The organism is Psychrobacter immobilis (assembly GCF_904846175.1).
GTDB classification, from domain to species: domain Bacteria; phylum Pseudomonadota; class Gammaproteobacteria; order Pseudomonadales; family Moraxellaceae; genus Psychrobacter; species Psychrobacter immobilis_E.
Genome location: NZ_CAJGZM010000010.1, coordinates 42121 through 63410, shown reverse-complemented (window position 1 = coordinate 63410; position 21290 = coordinate 42121). Strand labels below are relative to the sequence as shown.

General features: G+C 44.6%; 14 protein-coding genes. 8 read left to right on the top strand and 6 right to left on the bottom strand.

What is annotated here, in order from left to right; all coding sequences use genetic code 11:
- Nucleotides 1-87 precede the first annotated feature (87 nt).
- The gene (gene leuS / locus JMW39_RS11480; protein ID WP_227679503.1) at nt 88-2793 is read right to left on the bottom strand and encodes a leucine--tRNA ligase; all 2706 of its coding nucleotides are present in this window, start codon (nt 2791-2793) and stop codon (nt 88-90) included.
- Nucleotides 2794-3073: 280 nt separating this feature from the next.
- Between leuS and JMW39_RS11475 the strand changes: the two genes are divergently transcribed.
- Both JMW39_RS11475 and JMW39_RS11470 read left to right on the top strand, forming a co-directional pair.
- On the top strand, nt 3074-3445 hold the full coding sequence (locus JMW39_RS11475) for an arsenate reductase (protein ID WP_201546595.1): 372 nt from the start codon (nt 3074-3076) through the stop codon (nt 3443-3445).
- A 157-nt stretch (nt 3446-3602) separates the two neighbouring features.
- On the top strand, nt 3603-4697 hold the full coding sequence (locus tag JMW39_RS11470) for an RNA-guided endonuclease InsQ/TnpB family protein (RefSeq protein ID WP_201546594.1): 1095 nt from the start codon (nt 3603-3605) through the stop codon (nt 4695-4697).
- Nucleotides 4698-4735: 38 nt separating this feature from the next.
- On the opposite strand, the gene argB is transcribed toward JMW39_RS11470, so the two are convergent.
- From argB to JMW39_RS11445, 5 genes are all read right to left on the bottom strand, one after another.
- Complete coding sequence (gene argB, locus JMW39_RS11465) at nt 4736-5647, bottom strand: acetylglutamate kinase (RefSeq protein WP_201546593.1); 912 nt, start codon at nt 5645-5647, stop codon at nt 4736-4738.
- A gap of 103 nt (nt 5648-5750) precedes the next feature.
- Entirely contained in the window at nt 5751-7493 is a 1743-nt protein-coding gene (locus tag JMW39_RS11460) for a phosphomannomutase (RefSeq protein WP_201546592.1), read from the bottom strand.
- 109 nt (nt 7494-7602) lie between these two features.
- A complete protein-coding gene (gene dut / locus JMW39_RS11455; RefSeq protein ID WP_201546591.1) occupies nt 7603-8067 on the bottom strand; it encodes a dUTP diphosphatase in 465 nt (154 codons plus the stop codon).
- A 146-nt stretch (nt 8068-8213) separates the two neighbouring features.
- Nucleotides 8214-9617: a magnesium transporter gene (gene mgtE / locus JMW39_RS11450; protein ID WP_201546590.1), complete on the bottom strand. Its 1404-nt coding sequence runs from the start codon at nt 9615-9617 to the stop codon at nt 8214-8216.
- Between the two features lie 114 nt (nt 9618-9731).
- Nucleotides 9732-11765, bottom strand: a complete 2034-nt coding sequence (locus JMW39_RS11445) for a UvrD-helicase domain-containing protein (RefSeq protein ID WP_201546589.1) — start codon at nt 11763-11765, stop codon at nt 9732-9734.
- Nucleotides 11766-12712: 947 nt separating this feature from the next.
- Here JMW39_RS11445 and ndhC point away from each other — a divergent pair.
- From ndhC to nuoG, 6 genes are all read left to right on the top strand, one after another.
- Entirely contained in the window at nt 12713-13339 is a 627-nt protein-coding gene (gene ndhC, locus JMW39_RS11440; RefSeq protein WP_201546588.1) for an NADH-quinone oxidoreductase subunit A, read from the top strand.
- A 124-nt stretch (nt 13340-13463) separates the two neighbouring features.
- The gene (locus JMW39_RS11435) at nt 13464-14132 is read left to right on the top strand and encodes a NuoB/complex I 20 kDa subunit family protein (RefSeq protein WP_201546587.1); all 669 of its coding nucleotides are present in this window, start codon (nt 13464-13466) and stop codon (nt 14130-14132) included.
- A gap of 158 nt (nt 14133-14290) precedes the next feature.
- On the top strand, nt 14291-16066 hold the full coding sequence (nuoC, locus tag JMW39_RS11430) for an NADH-quinone oxidoreductase subunit C/D (protein WP_201546586.1): 1776 nt from the start codon (nt 14291-14293) through the stop codon (nt 16064-16066).
- Between the two features lie 175 nt (nt 16067-16241).
- Nucleotides 16242-16751, top strand: coding sequence for an NADH-quinone oxidoreductase subunit NuoE (nuoE, locus tag JMW39_RS11425; protein ID WP_201546585.1), 510 nt, complete (start codon nt 16242-16244; stop codon nt 16749-16751).
- Nucleotides 16748-18172, top strand: coding sequence for an NADH-quinone oxidoreductase subunit NuoF (gene nuoF, locus JMW39_RS11420; RefSeq protein WP_201546584.1), 1425 nt, complete (start codon nt 16748-16750; stop codon nt 18170-18172). The genes nuoE and nuoF overlap by 4 nt, the downstream gene beginning before the upstream one ends.
- Before the next feature lie 10 nt (nt 18173-18182).
- Entirely contained in the window at nt 18183-21290 is a 3108-nt protein-coding gene (gene nuoG, locus JMW39_RS11415) for an NADH-quinone oxidoreductase subunit NuoG (RefSeq protein ID WP_201546583.1), read from the top strand.

The window sequence follows — 21290 nt, the reverse complement described above, 5'->3', positions numbered from 1 at the left end:
GGTTTAAAAACCCTAGGTTTAAAAACGCTGCCTGTAAGATCACAACGTCTAAAAACCCAGTATTTGAAAACGTAACGTTAAAAAGGTCTAGCCTGCAACCACAATATTAACCAGTTTATTCGGTACGACGATTTCTTTTTTAATCTCGCCAGTAAGGAATTTTGCCACGCCTTCAAGCGCTTTTGCTTGCGCTTTTAGCTGCTCAGGGTCGCTATTAGGGGCGACATCCATTTTACCGCGCATTTTACCGTTAACCTGCACCACCATAGTAATCATGTCTTGTACTAGAGCGCTTGCATCGACTTCTGGGTAGCTTAGGATCACGGTATCCATTCCTAACTGCTCAAGCAAATGCTCACCAATGTGCGGCGCGTATACCGATAGGATAATCAATAAATCAATCAATGCTTCATGCTGCACTTGCAGATCTTGCTCACTGCTAGCTTTAAAGTTACTTAACTCGTTAGCGAGTTCCATCAGGCTGGAGACTGGCGTATTAAGTGCCAAGCGTTTACCCAAGTCACTATCAATCTTGCCGATAGTCTCATGAGTTTTACGGCGTAAAGCTTTGGCTTCTTTGCTTAAGTTATCGGTATTTAAGGCGTTATTATTGAGCGTACTATTATTAAGCTCCTCAATGCTTAAGTTGGCAGCAGCCAGTGCTTGCATATGCTCGGTCGCAATACGCCAAACCTTTTTCACAAAGTTATAAGGACCTTTTAGCGCATCGTCTGACCATTCAAGAGTTTGGTCAGCAGGTGCAGTAAATAGAGTGTATAAACGAACTGTATCCGCGCCATATTTATCAATGGTAATTTGCGGGTCAACGCCATTGTTTTTTGACTTTGACATTTTCTCGATTTTACCAATCGTCACTGGCTGACCATCTGATTTCAAAATAGCTTTAATCGGTTGACCGCGCTCGTTAAAATCAATATCGATGTCTTCGGTGAAGTAATAAGTGGTACTGCCATCGGCATTGACGCGGTAGAATGTACCGGCAAGTACCATACCTTGGGTCATCAAATTGGCAAATGGCTCATCGCCTGATACCAGGCCTTCATCGCGCATGAGCTTATGGAAAAAGCGGGCATAAAGTAGATGCATCACTGCGTGTTCGACACCGCCGATATATTGGTCGACAGGCAACCATTTATTGGCGGCAGACTTATTGACCATGTTGGTCGTATCATGTGGGCTAGCAAAGCGTGCATAGTACCAGCTTGATTCCACAAAGGTATCAAAGGTATCGGTTTCGCGCTCAGCAGGATTGCCACATTTAGGACAAGTGGTATTGACAAATTCTGGGATGTTTTTTAGCGGATTACCGCGACCATCAGGGACGACGTCAGTCGGTAGAATTACTGGTAAGTCTTGCTCATCAACAGGTACAGTGCCGCAATGCTCACAATTCACCATTGGGATAGGGCAGCCCCAATAGCGCTGGCGTGAGACACCCCAATCACGTAAACGATATTGGATTTTTTTCTTAGCAAGCTCTTGTGGCTCAAGCTTAGCAAGCATGGCTGCAAAGGCTTGGTCAAAATCCATACCATCAAATTCGCCTGAATTGACTAAGGTATTGCGTTCCGTATAAGCACGATTGTCATTATCTTCTTCTGCGTTATCAAAATAGCCAGCAGGGATATAAATCACTTGCTTAATGGGTAAATTGTACTTAGTCGCAAACTCATAATCACGCTCATCATGGGCTGGTACTGCCATGACCGCGCCTGAGCCATAGCTCATGAGTACATAGTTGGCAACCCATACTGGCACTTCTTCACCAGTGAGTGGATGAGTGACGGTAAGACCGGTATCCATACCAATTTTTTCGGCTTTGGCCAAATCCGCTTCAGCAACTGAACCTTTTTTGCACAGCGCATTAAACTGGGCAATAGCGTCGTCATTTTCAGCGGCATATTGTGCCAATGGATGCTCGGCAGCGACTGCGACATAAGTCACACCCATTAGAGTATCAGGACGGGTAGTGAACACATCTAATGTACTGGTTTCGCCAGCAAGCTCATAAGGGAAATGCACTTCCATACCGGCACTACGACCAATCCAGTTGCGCTGCATGGTCAGTACTTCAGAAGGCCAGTGACCTTCTAACTGGTCTAAATCATCAAGCAACTCATCGGCATAATCAGTGATATTAAAGTAATACATCGGGATATCACGCTTTTCGACCGCCGCGCCACTACGCCATCCTTTACCGTCAATGACTTGTTCATTGGCTAATACGGTATTGTCGACTGGATCCCAGTTGACGGTGGCAAGTTTTTTATAAACCAAGCCTTTTTTGTATAACTGTAAAAACAACCACTGTTCCCACTGATAATATTCGGGGCTACAAGTCGCAAATTCGCGTGACCAGTCAATAGACAAACCAAGCAGTTTTAGCTGCGCGCGCATGCTGTCAATATTAGCAAACGTCCATTCAGCAGGAGGTGTTTGATTGGCAATTGCGGCGTTTTCAGCTGGCAAGCCAAAACCATCCCAACCCATTGGTTGCATGACTTCGTAGCCTTTGAGGCGATAATAACGGCTCAGGACGTCAGAGATCGTATAGTTGCGCACGTGACCCATATGCAGCTTACCGCTTGGGTAAGGGAACATCGACAGCATATAACGGCTTGGCTTATCGCTTGGCTCATTGCTCACTTCAAAGCGCTTATCCGTTGCCCATTTAGCTTGCTGCGCGGCTTCGATGAGTTGCGGTTGATACTGGGCGTTGTCGATAGAAGTATTATTGGTATTAGCAGTTTCTGCTGTCACGGCGTTGCTCATAGTTGGCTCGGAATAGGTTGTTACAGATAAATTGGGTAAAATTTTATAATGCCATAGCATAGCGTAATTTGGCGAAAATTGCGATGATATGATGGGGTGATTGCTCACTGTAAAAGCTATGAATTTGCAAAATGAATATGCTTATGAAGATTTTTGTCGTCATAAACCAAATCGCCGTGCGCTTAATATAGTAGTGTGCTTAGATATAATAATGCACGTTAGGTATAATAATGCGCTTAGATACAATAAGCAGAATAACGATCATTAATTTGGAGTTTCTATGACCATCACTATCTATGGCATCAAATCATGCAGTACGATGAAAAAAGCCTTTACTAAACTTGATGAGCTAGGCGTCAGCTATGATTTTCATGATTATAAGAAACAAGGCATTGATAAAGCAACGCTACAACATTGGGTTAACGAGCTTGGTATCGATAAAGTGCTGAATAAGCGCGGAACAACATGGCGCAAGCTGACTGACGAGCAGAAGCAAGCCGCTGATGATAGCGTCAATAACGCCATCGATTTGCTAGTAGAAAACACCAGTATGATCAAGCGTCCCATAGTTGAAGGTGAGCGGACAGATAACAATCAGCTGATACTATTATGCGGTTTTGATGAAGCTGAGTTTGAGGCGGCTTTTTTATAAATAAACCGTTCTCATAAAAACGCTATCAGTTTGGCACATTATCAAAAAGCGCCGTAAAACCACGTCACTTCTAGGGCGTGGATATCAGGCGTCAGCTAGTGTCGCTCAGCCTTAAAACAGCCTTGTCAACCAAACTCATTGAGGCCATAATCACTCTATGAAAACGCTCAAGTGTCGCATCAAAGACAAACATGCAAACCAGCTAAATAAATTGGCTGGTGCAGTTAACTTTGTGTGGAATTACGTTAATGATTTGAGTTTCAAACACTTGCAACGAACAGGCAAATTCTTTTCAGCTTATGATATTGCTACTTATGTGAAAGGTAGCGGTGAGTTTTTGAATTTGCACAGTCAAACCCTGCAAGCCATCACCGAAACCCACGCTAAATCTCGAAAGCAATTCAAGAAAGCCAAACTAAATTGGCGAACCAACAACCCAAAAGCTAAGCGCAAGTCACTTGGTTGGATTCCTTTTAAAAAAACCGCGATAAAATATTTAGGCGTCAAAAAGGCAGGAAAGAAAAGCCTCAAATCCACCATTCAATTCAGCCTATCAAAAGGCAAGAAGCTGACCATCGACGTGTGGGATAGCTACAATTTAGCACTCTACACCATCAACACTTGTGAGCTTGTACAGGACAGTCGTGGTCTTTGGTATGCGTGCGTCACCGTTAAAGAATACCCAAAAACTGCGTGTGGTGATAGTCAAGTCGGTATTGATTTGGGCTGCAAGGACTCAGCAACGACAAGTAATGGCGAGGTCTTAGCCACCAAATTGACCCATAAATACGCGCCAAAACTAGGTATTGCTCAAAGAGCTAAAAACAAAAAAAGAGTTAAGGCGATTCACGCCAAGATTAAAAACACCCGCTACGACCTGATCCATAAATTCACCACCAACCTTGCCAAGACTAATAAAATAATCATCATTGGCAAACTTCAATCAAAATCATTTACCTCAACCAAGCTAGCCAAATCCGTCTATGATGCTGGTTGGTTTGAAATTAAGCGGCAACTGACCTATAAATGCGAGAACGCAGGTTGCTACTATGATGAGGTAAATGAAAGTTACACCACCCAAACTTGTTCGTGTTGTGGCTCACGCCAAAACAGTCCGAAAGGTAGAGCAAATTTAGGAATAAGAGAATGGCTTTGCGAGTGCGGTGTCACTCATGACCGCGATATTAATGCGGCAAAGAATATTCTTGCGCTCGGGCTTGAGCGTCTAGCAGTAGGAATCCCCTCACTTTAGGGAGGGGAGGGGGTCAAATTAAAAATTACCACAGCTCGCTAGCTCATTGACGAATCCAAATCACGGCTAATCAAAGTACCGACACCTTCGTTGGTAAAAATTTCTAACAGCGTGGCATGCGGCACACGACCATCGACAATAACCGCACTTTTTACGCCGCTACGTACTGCATCAAGCGCACATTGAATCTTAGGAATCATACCGCCCGAGATAATGCCGTCTTCAATCAAACCATCAACTGTCTTTGGCGTCAATCCAGTCACGACTTCACCATCACGACCCAATACCCCTTTGATATTGGTCAGTAGCATAAGCTTTTCTGCTTGTAAAAACTCTGCGACTTTACCAGCGACCAAATCGGCGTTGATATTATAAGTATTGCCTTCTTCATCGACGCCAAGAGGGGCGATAACGGGAATGAAATCAGAGGCAATCAGCATATTAATCACGTCTTTATTGACGCTGACCACATCACCGACAAAGCCCAAATCGACGGGAACCGATATACCATCAGCGCCGATTTTTTCCATCATTAACTTTTTAGCTAGGATTAAATTAGCATCTTTACCGGTCAGACCAATCGCGCGTCCACCGTGCTTGTTAATTAAGCTGACAATAGATTTATTGACGCTACCGCCGAGCACCATCTCAACGATATCCATGGTGCTTTTGTCAGTCACGCGCATGCCGTCGATACGATCAGATTGACGACCAAGCTCTTTTAACAAGTTATCTACTTGTGGACCACCGCCGTGTACAACTACGGGATGCATGCCGACGGTTTTTAATAAGACGATATCACGGGCAAAGGAGCTTTCAAGCGCAGGGTCGGTCATGGCATTGCCGCCGTATTTGACTACAATGAGCTTATCAACAAAGCGTTGAATATAAGGCAGCGCCGTGGTTAATACTTCTGCGGTAATTTTGGCTTCATCCAAATTAAGCGTCATGACAAGCTCCTAAAAGACGGTGTTAAGCGGTTGATTAAGGGTTTCTGTTTTTTTCTGGCGTTCTCTAATAAAATAAATGGTAAAAAAATCAGTTAAACAATACTTATTCAGCAACAATAGCCAAAATTTGCGTCGCTAAGTGCTCGTTAAATGGGCGGCATAAAGCGGCGAACCTCGTTTGAATATCGGTAAGATCGTCGATACTATCACCGGCAAAGCGCACGGTCAGATTCTGACTGGTATTTGATTGGCGTAATACACCAAACCCGCGCGCAAAATCCAAGCGTACCCCATCAATACAGCTTAGTGTTGTGCCAATTGGCAAGAGGTTTTTTGCTGCTTCTAAAGTTATAGCGTGTTTTTGAGCAGAACACGTACAATGCGCTGGTGCACAGTTGATGACAGCCTGATCATTAGAATGAGTCGAGCAAAGTGCTGTGACTGTTATAAGTTGTTGTAAATAAAGACATAGACGGGTCAGCTGCTCGACGATTGAGCACTTTGTCAAAGCTGTTTCTGGCAGCGGTAAATAATGGTCAGCCGTACTGACGATAACGGGTAAACTCTCGATGATATCAGATAGGCTTGTTGTACGAGTCGTTAGATTGGGCTTAACCAGTTGTGGTTTAGCTAACCAATGTAGCAGTCTTAATGCCGCATACATGGCATCATCATAAAGAATAAAATAGCTATCATTAAAAATAAAATGCCCCGATAACTCACCGGCAAAGACAATTTGACCGCCAGACTGCTGCATTTGTTGCCGCATCAAACTGCTACCTGTTTTACTAATCACAGGCGTTGCGCCAAGTTCAGTAATGAGCTTTGGTAAATGATGACAGCATTTAATATCAAAAAGCACTTGAGCGTTTGATAATGACTCATTTAACGGCGGAGGGCACTGATTGACAGCTACTGTTGCCAACATATAAAGCAGATGGTCGGGCGTGACAACCTTGCCCTGATTATCAACCACCATTAACCGGTCGCCGTCACCATCAAAGGCAATACCTATATCTGCCTGATGCAGAAGCACGCTTTGCTGCAACTGCTTAAGCCGCTGCGGCTCAGTAGGATCCGGATTGCCGGCAGGAAAATCACCGTCTGGCGTATCATTCAGCATGATGACACTTTGGCAAAAATTGGTAAATAAAGGCTTGGCGATGTTGCTGGTCGCGCCATGCATACAATCAATCACCACCACTAAATCAAGTTTGGAGGAGGGTGTATGACTATCTTTTGCACTCTGGTCATTTGACTGGTTATCATATTGATAAATTTGCTCAAAAACTTGTGTAATGGTGTCGATATAAACGCTTGCGACTTGATTAACAGATAAATGTTGCTGTTTATGATAAATAGGCTTATCAATAGCGACTAAAGAATTATCTTGTGCGTCGCCGCTAGCTAGCTGCTGATAGAGAACTTGAATGTCTGCGCTGCTCGGAGAGGTATGGTTGACTAGCCACTTGACCCCTAAAATGTCTTTAGCGGAATGACTGGCAGTGACAATAATGCCATGCCCCTGATATTGCTCCGCCCAAAAAATCATCATGGGCGTGGTAACAAGACCTAATTGAATGACCTGTATACCTTGCTGGGATAACACATCAGTAAGTGTTTGGGCAATGGTATCGCTACCACAGCGTACATCATAACCAATGACGATGATGGTTTTTTTGTTAGTACTTTGGCTATGTTTTTCGTTATTAGTTTTTTGTTGAACTCGATAAAGATGAGCAAAAGCGTGCCCCAATGCGTGAATAAAGTCATTGGTAAAATGCTGACGCGAACCACGAATATCATAAGCACGAAATAAGGATTGCTGCGCAGCAAAAGACGGCATCGCTTACTCTCCTTATTATCGTGATAAATGGGGTAATAGTGATTATTAAATTATTATGATTTCTAGATTGTCATCATGATAAACAATTAAAATGATAAATCAGTACGGACTACTGACGACCTGAATGTCCGAAACCACCGGCACCGCGCGCACTGGTATCACTAAATTCTGCCACCAATTCAAACTCAGGACGGGCAACCGGTACAACCACATATTGCGCCATACGCTCGGCAGGATTTAACACAAAATCTTCATTGCTGCGATTCCAAATACTGACCATCAGCTCACCTTGATAGTCGGCATCAATCAAGCCAACCAGATTTCCCAAGACGATACCGTGCTTATGACCAAGACCTGAGCGCGGTAAAATCATACCCGCAAAATTAGGGTCTTGGATATAAACCGCCAAACCCGTGCCAATCAAATGCGTCGCACCGGCTTTAATCGTCAAAGGCTCGTCAATACAAGCGCGTAAGTCGATACCTGCGCTGCCATCGGTTGCGCGTGTTGGTAGCGAGAACGCTTTATCTTCAGTGATTTTAGGATTTAATACTTTAACTTGTACAGCTTGCATAACGCACTCACTTAACGATGTAATGGTTGTATAAACAGAATGAATCACATTTTTAACTTTTAGTTTTTAAATGCTTAACAACAACTATTTTTATAAATAGCTGCTGATTTCTAACTTTTCGTATTTAACTTTTAATAGGAGATTGACTAAAGAATCAGTAAACTTGCCAAGCCCAAAAACGACATAAAGCCAACAATATCCGTTACGGTGGTCAAGATAACCGAGGCGGATAATGCAGGATCGATATTCATACGTTTAAGCATCAGCGGAATACTGATGCCTGAAACGTTGGCGGCAGTCATGTTAATCGCGATAGCAAGGCCAATGACAGCACTGATTTTAATATCATGAAACCACAATTGAGCAATAAACGCCATGATTATCGCCCATATGATACCGTTTATCGCGCCAACCCACAGCTCTTTATTGAGCAGCCATAAGCGGTTGGAACCACCAATTTGACCCATCGCCATACCGCGAATGACCACCGTCAGCGTCTGCGAGCCTGCAATACCGCCCATACTGGCAACCACGGGCATCAGTATTGCCAGCGCCACAACCTTTGCTAGTACGGCTTCAAACTGTCCAATCACTGCAGCAGCTAAGAGCGCGGTGCATAAATTAATACCGAGCCAAATACTCCGACTCTTGGCACTGGTCAAAATAGGCGCAAACAGCTCTTCATCTTGGCTAACACCGGCAAGGTTTTTCATGGTGCTATCGACATCATCTTGGATAATCTCCATGATGTCTTCACCATTTAACTGACCGACCAGCTCGCCATGATTATTAATCACAGGGGCAAAGCGAATGTCTTCTGAACGAAAAATCGCTGCCGCATCTTGAATATCTAAGCGGTCATTAATCGTAATGGCTGCATCAATCAGCTCTTCAACTAAGGTACGTTGGTCGTGTTTAATCAAATCGACCAGACTGAGTAGCCCAAGTAATTGTTGGCTTTGGTCAACGACCAACAGTTCTTGGCTTTCGTCATCGAGCAAATCGGCATTTTCCCGCAGCCAGTTTTGTACTTCTGCAAGGGTGATATCGTCCCTGATCTGAATGAGATCGGGATCCATATAACTACCGACTTCCCAGTCGGCATAGGTATCAAGCTTATTGACCTGAATGCGGATATCTTCATCTAGAGTTGCCATCACCGAGGTACGCACACTTTCGGTAACGGTATCTAAAATTTCAGAGATATCTTGCGCATCAAGGTCTTGGGTAAAAAGCGATATCTCTTTTGAAGAGACGTTTTCTAACAGCGGCTGGCGGGTATCAAACTCTAACTCCGCAAGCACTTCACCTTTGATATCTTCTGGCACCTGCGCCCAAATCAATAAGCGGTTTTGACTAGGGAAAGATTCTAATAAGCTGGCAATCTCATATTCTGATTGCTTTTCTAAAAACTCAGTAATCGCCCCATATGCCTTTTCGGCAACCAAACCTTGCAAATACAACAGCTTATATTCGCCGCTAGATTCTGCCGGATTATAATCGCCCTGCCGTGTCGATGGTCGTTCAGGATTCGGCGTCGAGGTGGGCATAAAGGTTCCAAGTTTTTCAAAAAGTATAAATAAAAAATTAAGCTTACCGCTTATTTTAAGCGTGGTAAACATAAGGCTAAGCATAAGCATGAGCGGCTTTTCTAAGTGCTAGGCTTAGCGATTCCCTAATAATGCCCGAATATTAGCCAAGTATTCATCAGCGACTTTTTCAGGGTCTTTGCTGGCTTTTTTCTTTTTCGCTTTGGCTGGCCAGTCAATATGTTCTTCTGGCAACTCATCTAAAAATCTTGATTCAGACGTTACGCGCATCTGCCCGCCCGCGCGGCGCTGGGTCGCAAGCGTCAAGGTTAGCTCACGACGGGCGCGGGTAATGCCTACGTACATCAAGCGTCGTTCTTCGTCGACCGTCTCGCTCAGGATAGAGTTGCGGTGCGGTAGCATCTCTTCCTCAAGCCCCATGATATATACAAAGTCAAACTCCAAACCTTTTGCCGCATGCAAAGTCATGAGGTTCACTTTATTGGTATTCTCTTCTTCTTGCTGCTGCTCAAGCATATCGAGCAATACCAGCTTACGAATGATGGTATCAATGGTGCGGTCTTCATCTTCTTCAGCGCGATTAATCAGCGACTGAATACTGGTATAGAGCATGTCGATATTATCGATACGATTTTTTTCTTGCTGCGGGGTTTTTGAGTCGCTACGGACAAAGTCAATATAACCGGTTTCATCAATCATTTGACGGACGATTGGTACAGGATCAGGATGCTGATCGAGCTCGCGGGTATAGTGGCCAATAAAATCGCCAAACTCTTTTAAGGTGCCATAGGCTTTTGACGGCAATACGTGAGCAAGCCCGGCATGGGTACAAGACGCCAATAATGAGATGCTATGCTCTTGTGAAAATAAACCAAGCTTTTCAAGGGTTGCTGGTCCCATCCCGCGCTTAGGCGTATTAATAATGCGTAAAAATGCGCTGTCATCTTCAGGGTTAAGAATCAAACGCAAATAACCCATGATGTCTTTGATTTCACTACGGGCGAAGAACGACTGACCGCCCGATAATTTATAAGGCACTTGCAGCTGACGTAACTGTGCTTCTAACATTCGCGCCTGAAAGTTACTGCGATAAAGAACCGCATATTGCTCCCACTCATTACCGAAACGCAGTTTATGCGTAACAATTTCTTTTGCCACGCGCTCAGATTCATCATCGTCATTACGGCAATTAATGATGCGAATTTTTTCGCCTTGACCTTTATCCGACCAAAGTTTCTTTTCAAATAAATGCTCGTTATTGGTAATAACGGCGTTGGCAGAGGTCAAGATACGCGTGGTCGAGCGATAGTTTTGCTCAAGCATGACGATTTTAAGCTTAGGAAAATCTTCTTTCAGTAATCCCATGTTTTCAGGTTTTGCACCGCGCCAGGCATAGATAGATTGGTCGTCATCACCAACGACAGTAAAGCGTCCTTGCGGTCCGACCAGATATTTAATCATCTCATACTGGGCGGTATTGGTATCTTGATACTCATCGACGAGCAAATAACGAATACGGTTTTGCCATTTATCACGCAGCTCTCTATTTTCACGTAATATTTTGGTCGGCAAGACAATCAAATCGTCAAAATCCACGGCATTATAAGCACGCAGATTACGCTCATATAAAGCATAAAGGGTGGCAAAAATCATATCTTCTGGATCGTCTAAGGTTTCCATTGCCTTATCCGGTTCAATCAGATCATTTTTCCAATCAGAAATCATTTTTATCGCTTTACCAACCAACTCGCGGCTTTCCGCGCCGCTTAAATTGTCACGCATCATCAGCTCCATCAGCAAACGCTTGCTATCGTCGCTATCCATGATGGAAAAGTTGCCTTTGAGTGGGGTATGAATCAACTCATAACGTAAAAACTGTAGCCCAAATTGGTGAAAGGTCGATACCGTCAGACCGCGGGTTTTTTCACTCGGCAGCAATTTACTGACACGAGCTTTCATCTCACGCGCCGCTTTATTGGTAAACGTCACCGCCGTGATACGCTCAGCTGGCATGTTACATTCTTCGATTAGATAAGCGATTTTACGCGTAATCACCGATGTCTTACCGGAGCCGGCACCTGCTAGCACAAGCAATGGACCTGATACGTAGAGCATCGCTTCTTGTTGTTTGGGATTAAGTTGACTCATAAGGTGACCTGTAAGACAAAAGCAAAAAAAGAAAGCAAAAATAGGCTAGCGCTGATTAAGAGCGGCTAAATCAAATAAATACTGCGAGTATTAATTAAGAAAATGGATAGCGCAACATGACAACATAGCGTTATGGCTTATTGTGTCATCTCGATATCAAAACATGGCGTCGATAAGGTTATTTAAACCATCCGCTCATTAAGCGCATCGCAGTTAATATTTTGTGACAATTAATCATAACCGCTGTCATTAAAATAGCCGCTGATATAACCATAAAATTCGGTGGGTCATTATAAAGCAAAAACCCTATCTTTGGGTGAGGAGTTAGTAGATGAGTGCGCAGTAAAAAAGCGTTTGGATTGCGCGAATTACACTATATATACCAGTGCCTTTTTAGAAATATGGATTTGGGCTTAATATAAGGTAACGTCTATATCATAGTTTATGGTAAAAAAAACATATTTTTTTTGCAGAGAAAATGACCGCTCAATGCAGTTAAAAACTAGCTTTTGATTACCGATATGCGTATAGTACGTAAATAATTTATGCCAGTTGTCACGTCATTGTTGACCACGTGTAATGAGCTATTAAATCAATTAAGTAAGCGATTGAATACGATATTGATTTAATACGTTGATCTTACGTTGTTAAAAGATGCGTTAGGCGACCAGCCTTTTTATCCGCGAACAGAGCGGAACATCTACAGTTGGTCACGTCTGACATCGTCGTCAATAAGCTTGATAATTGGTTATTACCAGCACAGTAGCTATAATAGTCATTGATTGATCATAATCACTGAGTTATTTAAACAAATTTACTCAAATAAAGTGACTCAATGACAGTTACTTTGTGTTTTCGTCTGCGTTATGCCTGTCGCCATTACCACCATTATTTGTGAGTATTCGCGGTGCGCTTGACACTCGATTGGGTGAGGAGCACGTATTATCATGTCTGCTTTTAATTGGTCAGCAATTGCTTTTATTTTAGCCGCCATTGGGCTAGTTGTTTTTATGCTGGTCGTTCCGCGCTTACTGGGCGGTCGCTCTCATGGCTCACAAAAAGAAGAGATATTTGAAGCGGGTGTTGTCGGAGCTGGCAACGCCCGCATTCGTTTGTCTGCCAAATTCTATTTGGTGGCCATCTTCTTTGTCATCTTCGACTTAGAAGCGCTGTATTTGTATGCATATGCAGTGTCAGTGCGTGAAACGGGCTGGCTTGGCTTTGCGACAGCCGCGACTTTTATCGTCGACTTGTTGATTGGTCTGGTTTATGCATTGAGTTTAGGTGCATTGAACTGGGCACCAGCAGATAAGCGCCGTAAACAAGCACGTTTATATGCCGCTCCAGCAGGTTTCAATTTGGCAGATATCACCAAGTTTGATGGCGTTGATGAGCTGATGGTCGACCCGACGGGTAAAATACCGGCGCAGTCTTCAGGACAGATTAATGTCTCGAACAATATTGAGACCAATCGTCGCCACTTGCAAAATATCGATCATATTAATACCACAGGTAATATTACCTCCGTGGATTTTGCCACCTCTGCGCAACAAGACAATGCTAAAGGCGTTTAAAGCCAATTGCTTTTGGCTATCTTGCAGTTGCACACCAGAATGGTCACTTATTAATAATAGAAGTTATGGCGATAGTAATATCAATCTGATTGCTACAAGTCGCTTAAAATAAAGGTTGTATGTTATGAAATACACATTAACAAAAGCCAACCCTGATGCAGATATCTATCCTGCACAGACTAGTCAAACGGTCAATGATCCGCTCGAAGACGAAGTCAATAAAAACGTCTTTATGGGTCGTCTTGAAGACCTTGTCCATTCAACAGCAAACTGGGGGCGCAAGCACTCACTGTGGCCATTTAACTTTGGTACTTCATGCTGTTATGTCGAATATGCCACTACCTTAACCGCGGTTCACGATTTATCACGCTTTGGTGCCGAAGTTATTCGTGCCTCGCCGCGTCAGGCGGACGTGATGATTGTCGCTGGTACCTGTTTTGTGAAAATGGCACCGGTTATTCAGCGTTTATATGAGCAAATGCTTGAGCCAAAATGGGTCATCTCAATGGGTGCTTGTGCCAACTCGGGTGGCATGTATGACATCTACTCAGTGGTACAAGGCGTGGATAAAATCATTCCTGTTGATGTTTATGTACCCGGTTGTCCGCCGCGTCCAGAAGCCTTGATTCAAGGCTTGATGCTGCTGCAAGAGTCGATTACTAAAGAGCGTCGTCCGCTGGGTATTCATGTCAATGAGCAAGGTATCTATCAGCCACAAATGACGCCTGAGCGTGACCGTAAGCAAGCAGATCGTATCGCTGTGAAAAACTTGCGTAGCCCAGATAGTATCTAGCTATGAGTCATTTACTAGCTATAAGTCATTTAATAGTTAACGTTGTAGTTTGGCTCAATCATTCATAATCCGTAAAAGTGCTCAGTACGCATATATTCATCGTAGTTTGGTTATGTTTAACATAGCTCAATTATGATTAATGAAGGAATACATCATTCATGGTCACGGTAGTCGAAAACATAGATCCTAAGATTAAGACTGTCCCAGCGGTTATCACCGAGTTGGAGCAGAAGTATGCCGGTAAGTTTGTCGTGCAGCACACTGTGGATGAGATTCCAACGGTGTGGGTGGCGCGTGCTGATTTGCTGGATGTTCTCTTATACCTGCGTAAATTGCCAAAACCTTATGTCATGCTATTTGACTTATCAGCGATAGATGAGCGCCTGCGTCAACATCGCCAAGGCTTGCCTGACAGCGATTTTACGGTGTTTTATCATTTGATGTCGCTTGAGCGTAATAGCGATGTGCGTATCAAAGTCGCGCTAAGCGAAGATGATCTCAATGTACCAAGCGCCACCAAAATCTGGCCAAATGCCAACTGGTATGAGCGTGAAGTGTGGGATATGTTTGGCATTGTTTTTAGCGGCCATCCGCATTTGACCCGTATTTTATTGCCAAAATATTGGGAAGGTCATCCACTGCGTAAAGAATATCATGCGCGGGCGACTGAATTTACCCCGTATTTCTTGAATACCGCTAAACAACAATACGAGCAAGAAAACCTGCGCTTTGTCCCTGAAGAGTGGGGCATGAAACGCTCGGGTCGTGATGAAGACTTTATGTTCTTGAACATTGGTCCTAATCATCCGTCTGCTCACGGTGCGTTCCGTTTAGTGCTACAGCTTGACGGCGAAGAAGTCGTCGATTGTATCCCCGATATTGGCTATCACCATCGCGGCGCCGAAAAGATGGCTGAGCGTCAAACATGGCACTCCTTTATTCCTTATACCGACCGTATTGACTATCTCGGTGGCGTCATGAATGAGCTACCATATATCATGTCGGTTGAGAAGCTTGCGGGTATTACCATTCCACCGCGCGCTGAAACTATCCGCGTGATGATGAGTGAGTTTTTCCGTATTACCAATAACTTATTATTTGTCGGTACCTTTATTCAGGATGCGGGTGGTATGACGCCGGTATTCTATATGTTTACCGACCGCCAAAAAGCCTATGACGTCATCGAAGCCGTGACTGGTTACCGTATGCACCCAGCATGGTTCCGTATCGGCGGTACCGCGCACGATTTACCGCGCGGCTGGCAACGTTTGGTTCGCGAGTTCTTAGACTGGATGCCAAAACGCTTGGATGAGTATGTCAAAGCGGCACTACAAAACAGTGTGCTTAAAGGTCGTACTCAAGGCGTTGCTCAATATAATACCAAGCAAGCATTGGCGTGGGGCGTCACTGGCGCAGGTTTACGTGCGACCGGTTTAGATTTTGATTTGCGTAAAGCACGTCCGTATATGGGCTACGAGAACTACGATTTTGAAGTCCCAGTCGGCTATAACGGCGATGCTTATGATCGCTGTATGGTCAAAGTCGAAGAGATGCGCCAGTCGCTACGTATCATCCGTCAATGTATGGATAATATGCCGCAAGGTCCTTATAAGGCAGATCACCCATTGGCAGTACCACCGCCAAAAGATCGCACTCTAAACGATATTGAGACCTTGATTAACCACTTTATCTCCGTCTCTTGGGGTCCTGTGATGCCAGCGGGTGAATGCACAACTATCGTAGAAGCGACCAAAGGCTTAAATAGTTATTACATCACCTCAGATAAAGCGACAATGAGCTATCGTACCCGTATTCGTACCCCGACATTTGCACATTTACAGCAAATGCCATCAGTGATTAATGGCTCACTGGTATCAGATGCCATTATGTATTTGGCATCGATTGATATTGTGATGGCCGATTGTGACCGCTAAATGTTAGCCGTAATGCATTTATCATCATCTTTTATGAATGCTAAATGTTAGATGTTAAATATTAAAAGTAAGACACGTTCATTAATATGTTATCGCCAAACTGGCACACCAAAACGCTGTCATTGCGCCATAAGCGCAACCTTAACAGTGGGCTGAGTGAGGAAAGAAAAAGATTATGAAAATTGTTTCCGATAAAATGCCAAAAGTAGATGTGGCAAGTATTTTAACCGCTGAAGAAATTGCAGCTATCCACGAGTTTATGCATCATTATCCCCATCCACGGGCAGCGTCTTTAGATGCGCTAAAAATCGTGCAAAAGCGTAACGGCTGGGTCGATGATGCACAAGTCAATGCTATCGCTAATATTCTGAATGTTCCGATGACAGATATGGATGGGGTGGCAACCTTCTTTAACCGTATTTATCGTCAGCCAGTTGGTCGCAATGTCATCCTTATTTGTGATTCAGTGGCTTGTTACTTAACGGGTTACGAAGCACTTGCGGCTGAATTAAAAGCGCAGCTGGGTATCGACTATGGTCAGACTACCGCTGACAACCGCTTTACGCTATTGCCGATTTGCTGTTTGGGCAACTGTGACAAAGGTCCTTCTGTCTTGATTAATGAAGACACCTATGGTCCTGTCCAGCCCACTGAAGTCGCCCAATTGTTGGAGCTATACGCATGAGTTTAACGATTTCAGAGCAGATTGCTCGTCGCGGTCAAGGCAAAGCGCCTAGCCAATTAAATGACCAGCGCATTCCTGTTTATGGCGATAAAGCGACCGCTACCAGCGAAACCAAACCGCTTACATGGCGCCTCGCACATCACGATGCGGTATTGGATTTGGCCACTTATGAATCGCTACGTGGTTTTGAAGCGCTAAAAATGGCCTTAAACCAATCGCCAGACGATACTTTGAATACCATTAAAGAAGCTGTGGTAAAAGGTCGTGGCGGTGCAGGTTTCCCAGCAGGTATCAAATGGTCATTAATGGCACCACCCGATGGTGGTCCACGTTATCTCGTCTGTAATGCCGATGAGATGGAGCCAGGTACCTTTAAAGACCGTTTGCTGATGGAGCGTTTACCGCTACAGCTTATCGAAGGTATGCTTATTTCTGCCTATGCGATTGGTGCAACCGCTGGTTATATCTTTATTCGCGGTGAATATATTTTAGCAGCAGAGCGTTTAAATACAGCGCTTGAAGAATTGCGTGCCAATAACTTAGTCGGCGATAATATTTTAGGCACAGATTTTAGTTTTGATTTGCACGTCCATACCGGTGCTGGTCGTTACATTTGCGGCGAAGAAACCGCTTTGATTAACTGTCTAGAAGGTCGCCGTGCTAACCCACGTACTAAGCCGCCATTTCCACAAGTAGCGGGAGCATGGGGACGTCCAACCGTAGTCAATAACGTTGAAACCTTACATAACGTTTCAGCGATTATCTTACATGGCAGCAAATGGTATCAAGACTTACCAAAAGCCAAAGGCGTGGTCGAAACCCCAGGAACTAAGCTGTTTGGCTGTTCAGGTCTAGTTAATGATCCCGGTCTGTGGGAGCTGCCATTTGGTTATACGGCGCGTGAAATTATTGAAGATTTCGCTGGCGGTATGCAGGAAGGTAAAAAGCTTAAAGCATGGTTACCGGGCGGCGCATCAACCGACTTTTTAACCGCTGACCATTTAGATACCGTCGTCGATTTTGACACCATTCAAAAAGCCGGTAGCCGTATGGGTACTGGGCTAATTATGGTCGTCGATGAAGAACAAGACATGGTGCCATTACTGCGCAACCTTGAGATTTTCTTTCAACGTGAATCATGCGGTTGGTGTACGCCATGCCGTGATGGTCTACCGTGGGGCGTGAAAATATTGACTGCCATCAATGATGGTCAAGGTCAAATCGGTGACGTCGAGAAGTTAGAAGAGTTGACTCGAGACTTATGGATCGGCAAAACCTTTTGTGCCCATGCGCCGGGTGCGATGGAACCATTGATGAGTGCGATTAAATATTTCCGTCCTGAGTTTGATCAAAAAATTGCGCAGGCGGTTGGTGAAGATGTCATTGAGGCTGCAGCCAATCAACAGCCAGAAGTGAAATAAGGAGAGCGGCATGGCAGTCATACATATTGATGGAACCACTGTCGAAGTAGATAGCGCTGATAACTTGCTACAAGCATGCTTATCACTCGGCATTGATGTGCCGTATTTTTGTTATCACCCAGCCTTAGGTTCAGTCGGCTCTTGCCGTCAGTGCGCTGTTAAGCAATATCAGTCTAAGGAAGATATGGAATCGGGTCGTGGTCGTCTCGTGATGTCATGTATGGTCGCTCCAGGCGATGATATGTACATCTCAGTGACCGACGATGAAGCCAAAGCATTTCGTAAGTCGATGGTTGAGCTGTTGATGGTCAACCATCCGCATGACTGTCCAACTTGTGAAGAAGGTGGACATTGTCATTTGCAGGACATGACCTATATGTCAGGTCATAGCCGTCGTCGCTATCGTTTTACTAAGCGCACACATCACAACCAAGAGCTTGGTCCGTTTATTGCCCATGAAATGAACCGTTGTATAGCTTGCTACCGCTGCGTACGTTTTTATAAAGACTATGCGGGTGGCGAAGATTTGGGCGTGTATGGCTCAAATGAGCGCGTTTATTTTGGTCGTGATAAAGACGGTCAGTTCGAAAGTGAGTTCTCAGGTAACCTAACCGAAGTGTGCCCAACCGGTGTGTTTACTGATAAAACCCACTCTGAGCGTTATAACCGTAAATGGGATATGCAATATGCGCCAAGCATCTGTCATGGTTGCTCAGCCGGTTGTAATATCTCTCCGGGCGAGCGTTATGGTGAATTGCGCCGTATCGAAAACCGCTATAACGGTGAAGTAAACCGTTATTTCCTATGCGACCGTGGTCGCTTTGGTTACGGTTATGTCAATCGTGAAGACCGTCCAACGCAGGCGCTTGAACGTATCAATGACAAGCATGTCAAAATCAATATCGATTATGCGCTTGATGAAACAATCAAGCGTATCAAAGATAAAAAAGTCATCGGTATTGGCTCACCACGTGCAAGTTTAGAGACCAACTTTGCGCTTAAAAATCTTGTTGGTTTTGATAATTTCTCAACCGGTCTTAATCATCAGCAGCAAGCACTGGTTAATAAATGTATTGAAGTATTGAGCACAGAGGGTATTTATAACCCGGGTATGGCTGATATTGAAAGCCACGATGCGGTATTGGTGCTAGGTGAGGATATTACTCAAACCTCATCACGTGTGGCGCTATCGATTCGTCAAGCGGCAAAAAATGAAGCTATTAAAATGGCTGCAGCAACCAAAACCCAATCTTGGTTAGCCGAGCCAGTCAAACGTATTGGTCAGGGCGTACAAAGCCCAGTATATGTCATTGATGTTATCCAAACTAAGCTAGAAGATATCAGCAAAGTCAGTGTTGTTGCGACACCTGAGGATATTACCAAGCTTGGTTTTAAAGTCGCGGATGCGATTGCTAATTTTGCCGATGACTTATCGAAAATAGTTGATCCACAAACCGCTGAACAAGATGCTAGTGTCGATACCAATGCTGATGGTATGCAAGCGTTGGCACAGCAAATTGCTTATGACTTGATCCAAGCTGATAAGCCGTTAGTTGTTTCTGGTAGCAGCTTATCATCGACTACTTTGATAGAAGCAGCGGCACAGATTGCTCAAGCATTGAGCAAAAAGCGGGCAGCGATTAAAGCTACTGAGCAGCAGCAGGTTGAGGCGCACAACGCTATGGTTCGTGATGAGCAGGTTGCAGCCGCCGAAGCACAAGCAGCAACCGCTCAGCAGAGCGAAGACAAAGATTTATCTGCTAAACCCAACAAACCTGAAACAGGTGTAGATGCAGAAGCGCAAGACGATGTCGAGCGTAAGCCTGCAACCAAGCTTGAATTAAAAGAAGTCAATAAACAATACCATGCGCAAGCCGGTATTTATTTGGCGGTTCCTGATGCCAATAGTATTGGCGTCTGTATGCTTGGTGGTCAATCAGTTGAAGAGTTACTAGCAACTGACTTTGATGTGGTGATAGTCGCTGAAAACCAGTTGACTGATGCCATTGATGCGCATAAATTAACCCAGCTATTGACTGACAAAACCGTCATCGCCCTTGACCATCAGCTGCTTGATTGGCATAAAAATGTCGATATCGTCTTACCAGCTGCTAGTTTTGCGGAAGCGGACGGTACGCTTATCTCTGCAGAAGGTCGTGCGCAGCGCTTCTTCCAAGTTTATGATAACGAATATTATCATCCGATGAGCAGTATTAAAGAAGGCTGGCGCTGGTTACATGCAGTTCATAGCAGCTTAGAAGGTCGCGATGTCGACTGGACACAGCTTGATGATGTCATTAATGCATTGGTTGCCACCCATCCTAAACTTGCTGGGATTAAAGGCGCTGCTCCTGATGCTGATTACCGTATGACCGGTCTAAAAATTGCCCGTCAGCCGCGTCGCTACTCAGGTCGTACTTCTATGCGTGCGCCATTATCTGTTCATGAGCCAATGCAGCCAAAAGATTTGGATACCGGTTTAACTTTCTCAATGGAAGGCTATAGCGGCAAGCAAACGCCAAGCTCGATGATTCCTTTTGCCAGTGCGGCAGGTTGGAACTCACCGCAAGCGTGGAATAAATATCAAGATAAAGTCGGTGGTAGCCTCAAAAATGGTGATCCAGGCGTACGTCTGTTTGATCAATTAGAGCGCCTAGCCACGCGTCAATATATTGCCCCAGAAGTTACCTCGGTGACGACAACGGATATGCAGCAAGGACAAGCAAAACTGGTGCCTATTTATAACCTTTATGCCAGCTCTATGATGGCATCGCGTAGCCCAGTGGTTGCAGAGCAATTACCGCTAGCCACATGGCGCGTGGGTATTGATGATGCCAAAGACTGGAATATCGCTGATGGAGATTATCTGGCGATTGAGATTGATAAGCAGCAAATCACGTTGCCAGTACAACTTGTTGGCTATTTAGCCGAAGGTTGTATCGGTTATCCGGTTGGGCAGGTAGATATCATTCATCCGTCAATGCCAGCATCAGTACGAAAAGTTGATGCGCCGGTGACGATGATGGGCAGCATGGCGACTGATAGTGCTATAACAGCCAATACCAATAACCGCGCGACACAAGTAAGCAGCGCGCCGACCACCACACAGGAGCTGTAA

Coding starts and splice junctions, on each gene's coding strand:
- leuS (WP_227679503.1), bottom strand. CDS start 2,793: ATGAGCAACGCCGTGACAGCAGAAACTGCTAATACCAATAATACTTCT.
- JMW39_RS11475 (WP_201546595.1), top strand. CDS start 3,074: ATGACCATCACTATCTATGGCATCAAATCATGCAGTACGATGAAAAAA.
- JMW39_RS11470 (WP_201546594.1), top strand. CDS start 3,603: ATGAAAACGCTCAAGTGTCGCATCAAAGACAAACATGCAAACCAGCTA.
- argB (WP_201546593.1), bottom strand. CDS start 5,647: ATGACGCTTAATTTGGATGAAGCCAAAATTACCGCAGAAGTATTAACC.
- JMW39_RS11460 (WP_201546592.1), bottom strand. CDS start 7,493: ATGCCGTCTTTTGCTGCGCAGCAATCCTTATTTCGTGCTTATGATATT.
- dut (WP_201546591.1), bottom strand. CDS start 8,067: ATGCAAGCTGTACAAGTTAAAGTATTAAATCCTAAAATCACTGAAGAT.
- mgtE (WP_201546590.1), bottom strand. CDS start 9,617: ATGCCCACCTCGACGCCGAATCCTGAACGACCATCGACACGGCAGGGC.
- JMW39_RS11445 (WP_201546589.1), bottom strand. CDS start 11,765: ATGAGTCAACTTAATCCCAAACAACAAGAAGCGATGCTCTACGTATCA.
- ndhC (WP_201546588.1), top strand. CDS start 12,713: ATGTCTGCTTTTAATTGGTCAGCAATTGCTTTTATTTTAGCCGCCATT.
- JMW39_RS11435 (WP_201546587.1), top strand. CDS start 13,464: ATGAAATACACATTAACAAAAGCCAACCCTGATGCAGATATCTATCCT.
- nuoC (WP_201546586.1), top strand. CDS start 14,291: ATGGTCACGGTAGTCGAAAACATAGATCCTAAGATTAAGACTGTCCCA.
- nuoE (WP_201546585.1), top strand. CDS start 16,242: ATGAAAATTGTTTCCGATAAAATGCCAAAAGTAGATGTGGCAAGTATT.
- nuoF (WP_201546584.1), top strand. CDS start 16,748: ATGAGTTTAACGATTTCAGAGCAGATTGCTCGTCGCGGTCAAGGCAAA.
- nuoG (WP_201546583.1), top strand. CDS start 18,183: ATGGCAGTCATACATATTGATGGAACCACTGTCGAAGTAGATAGCGCT.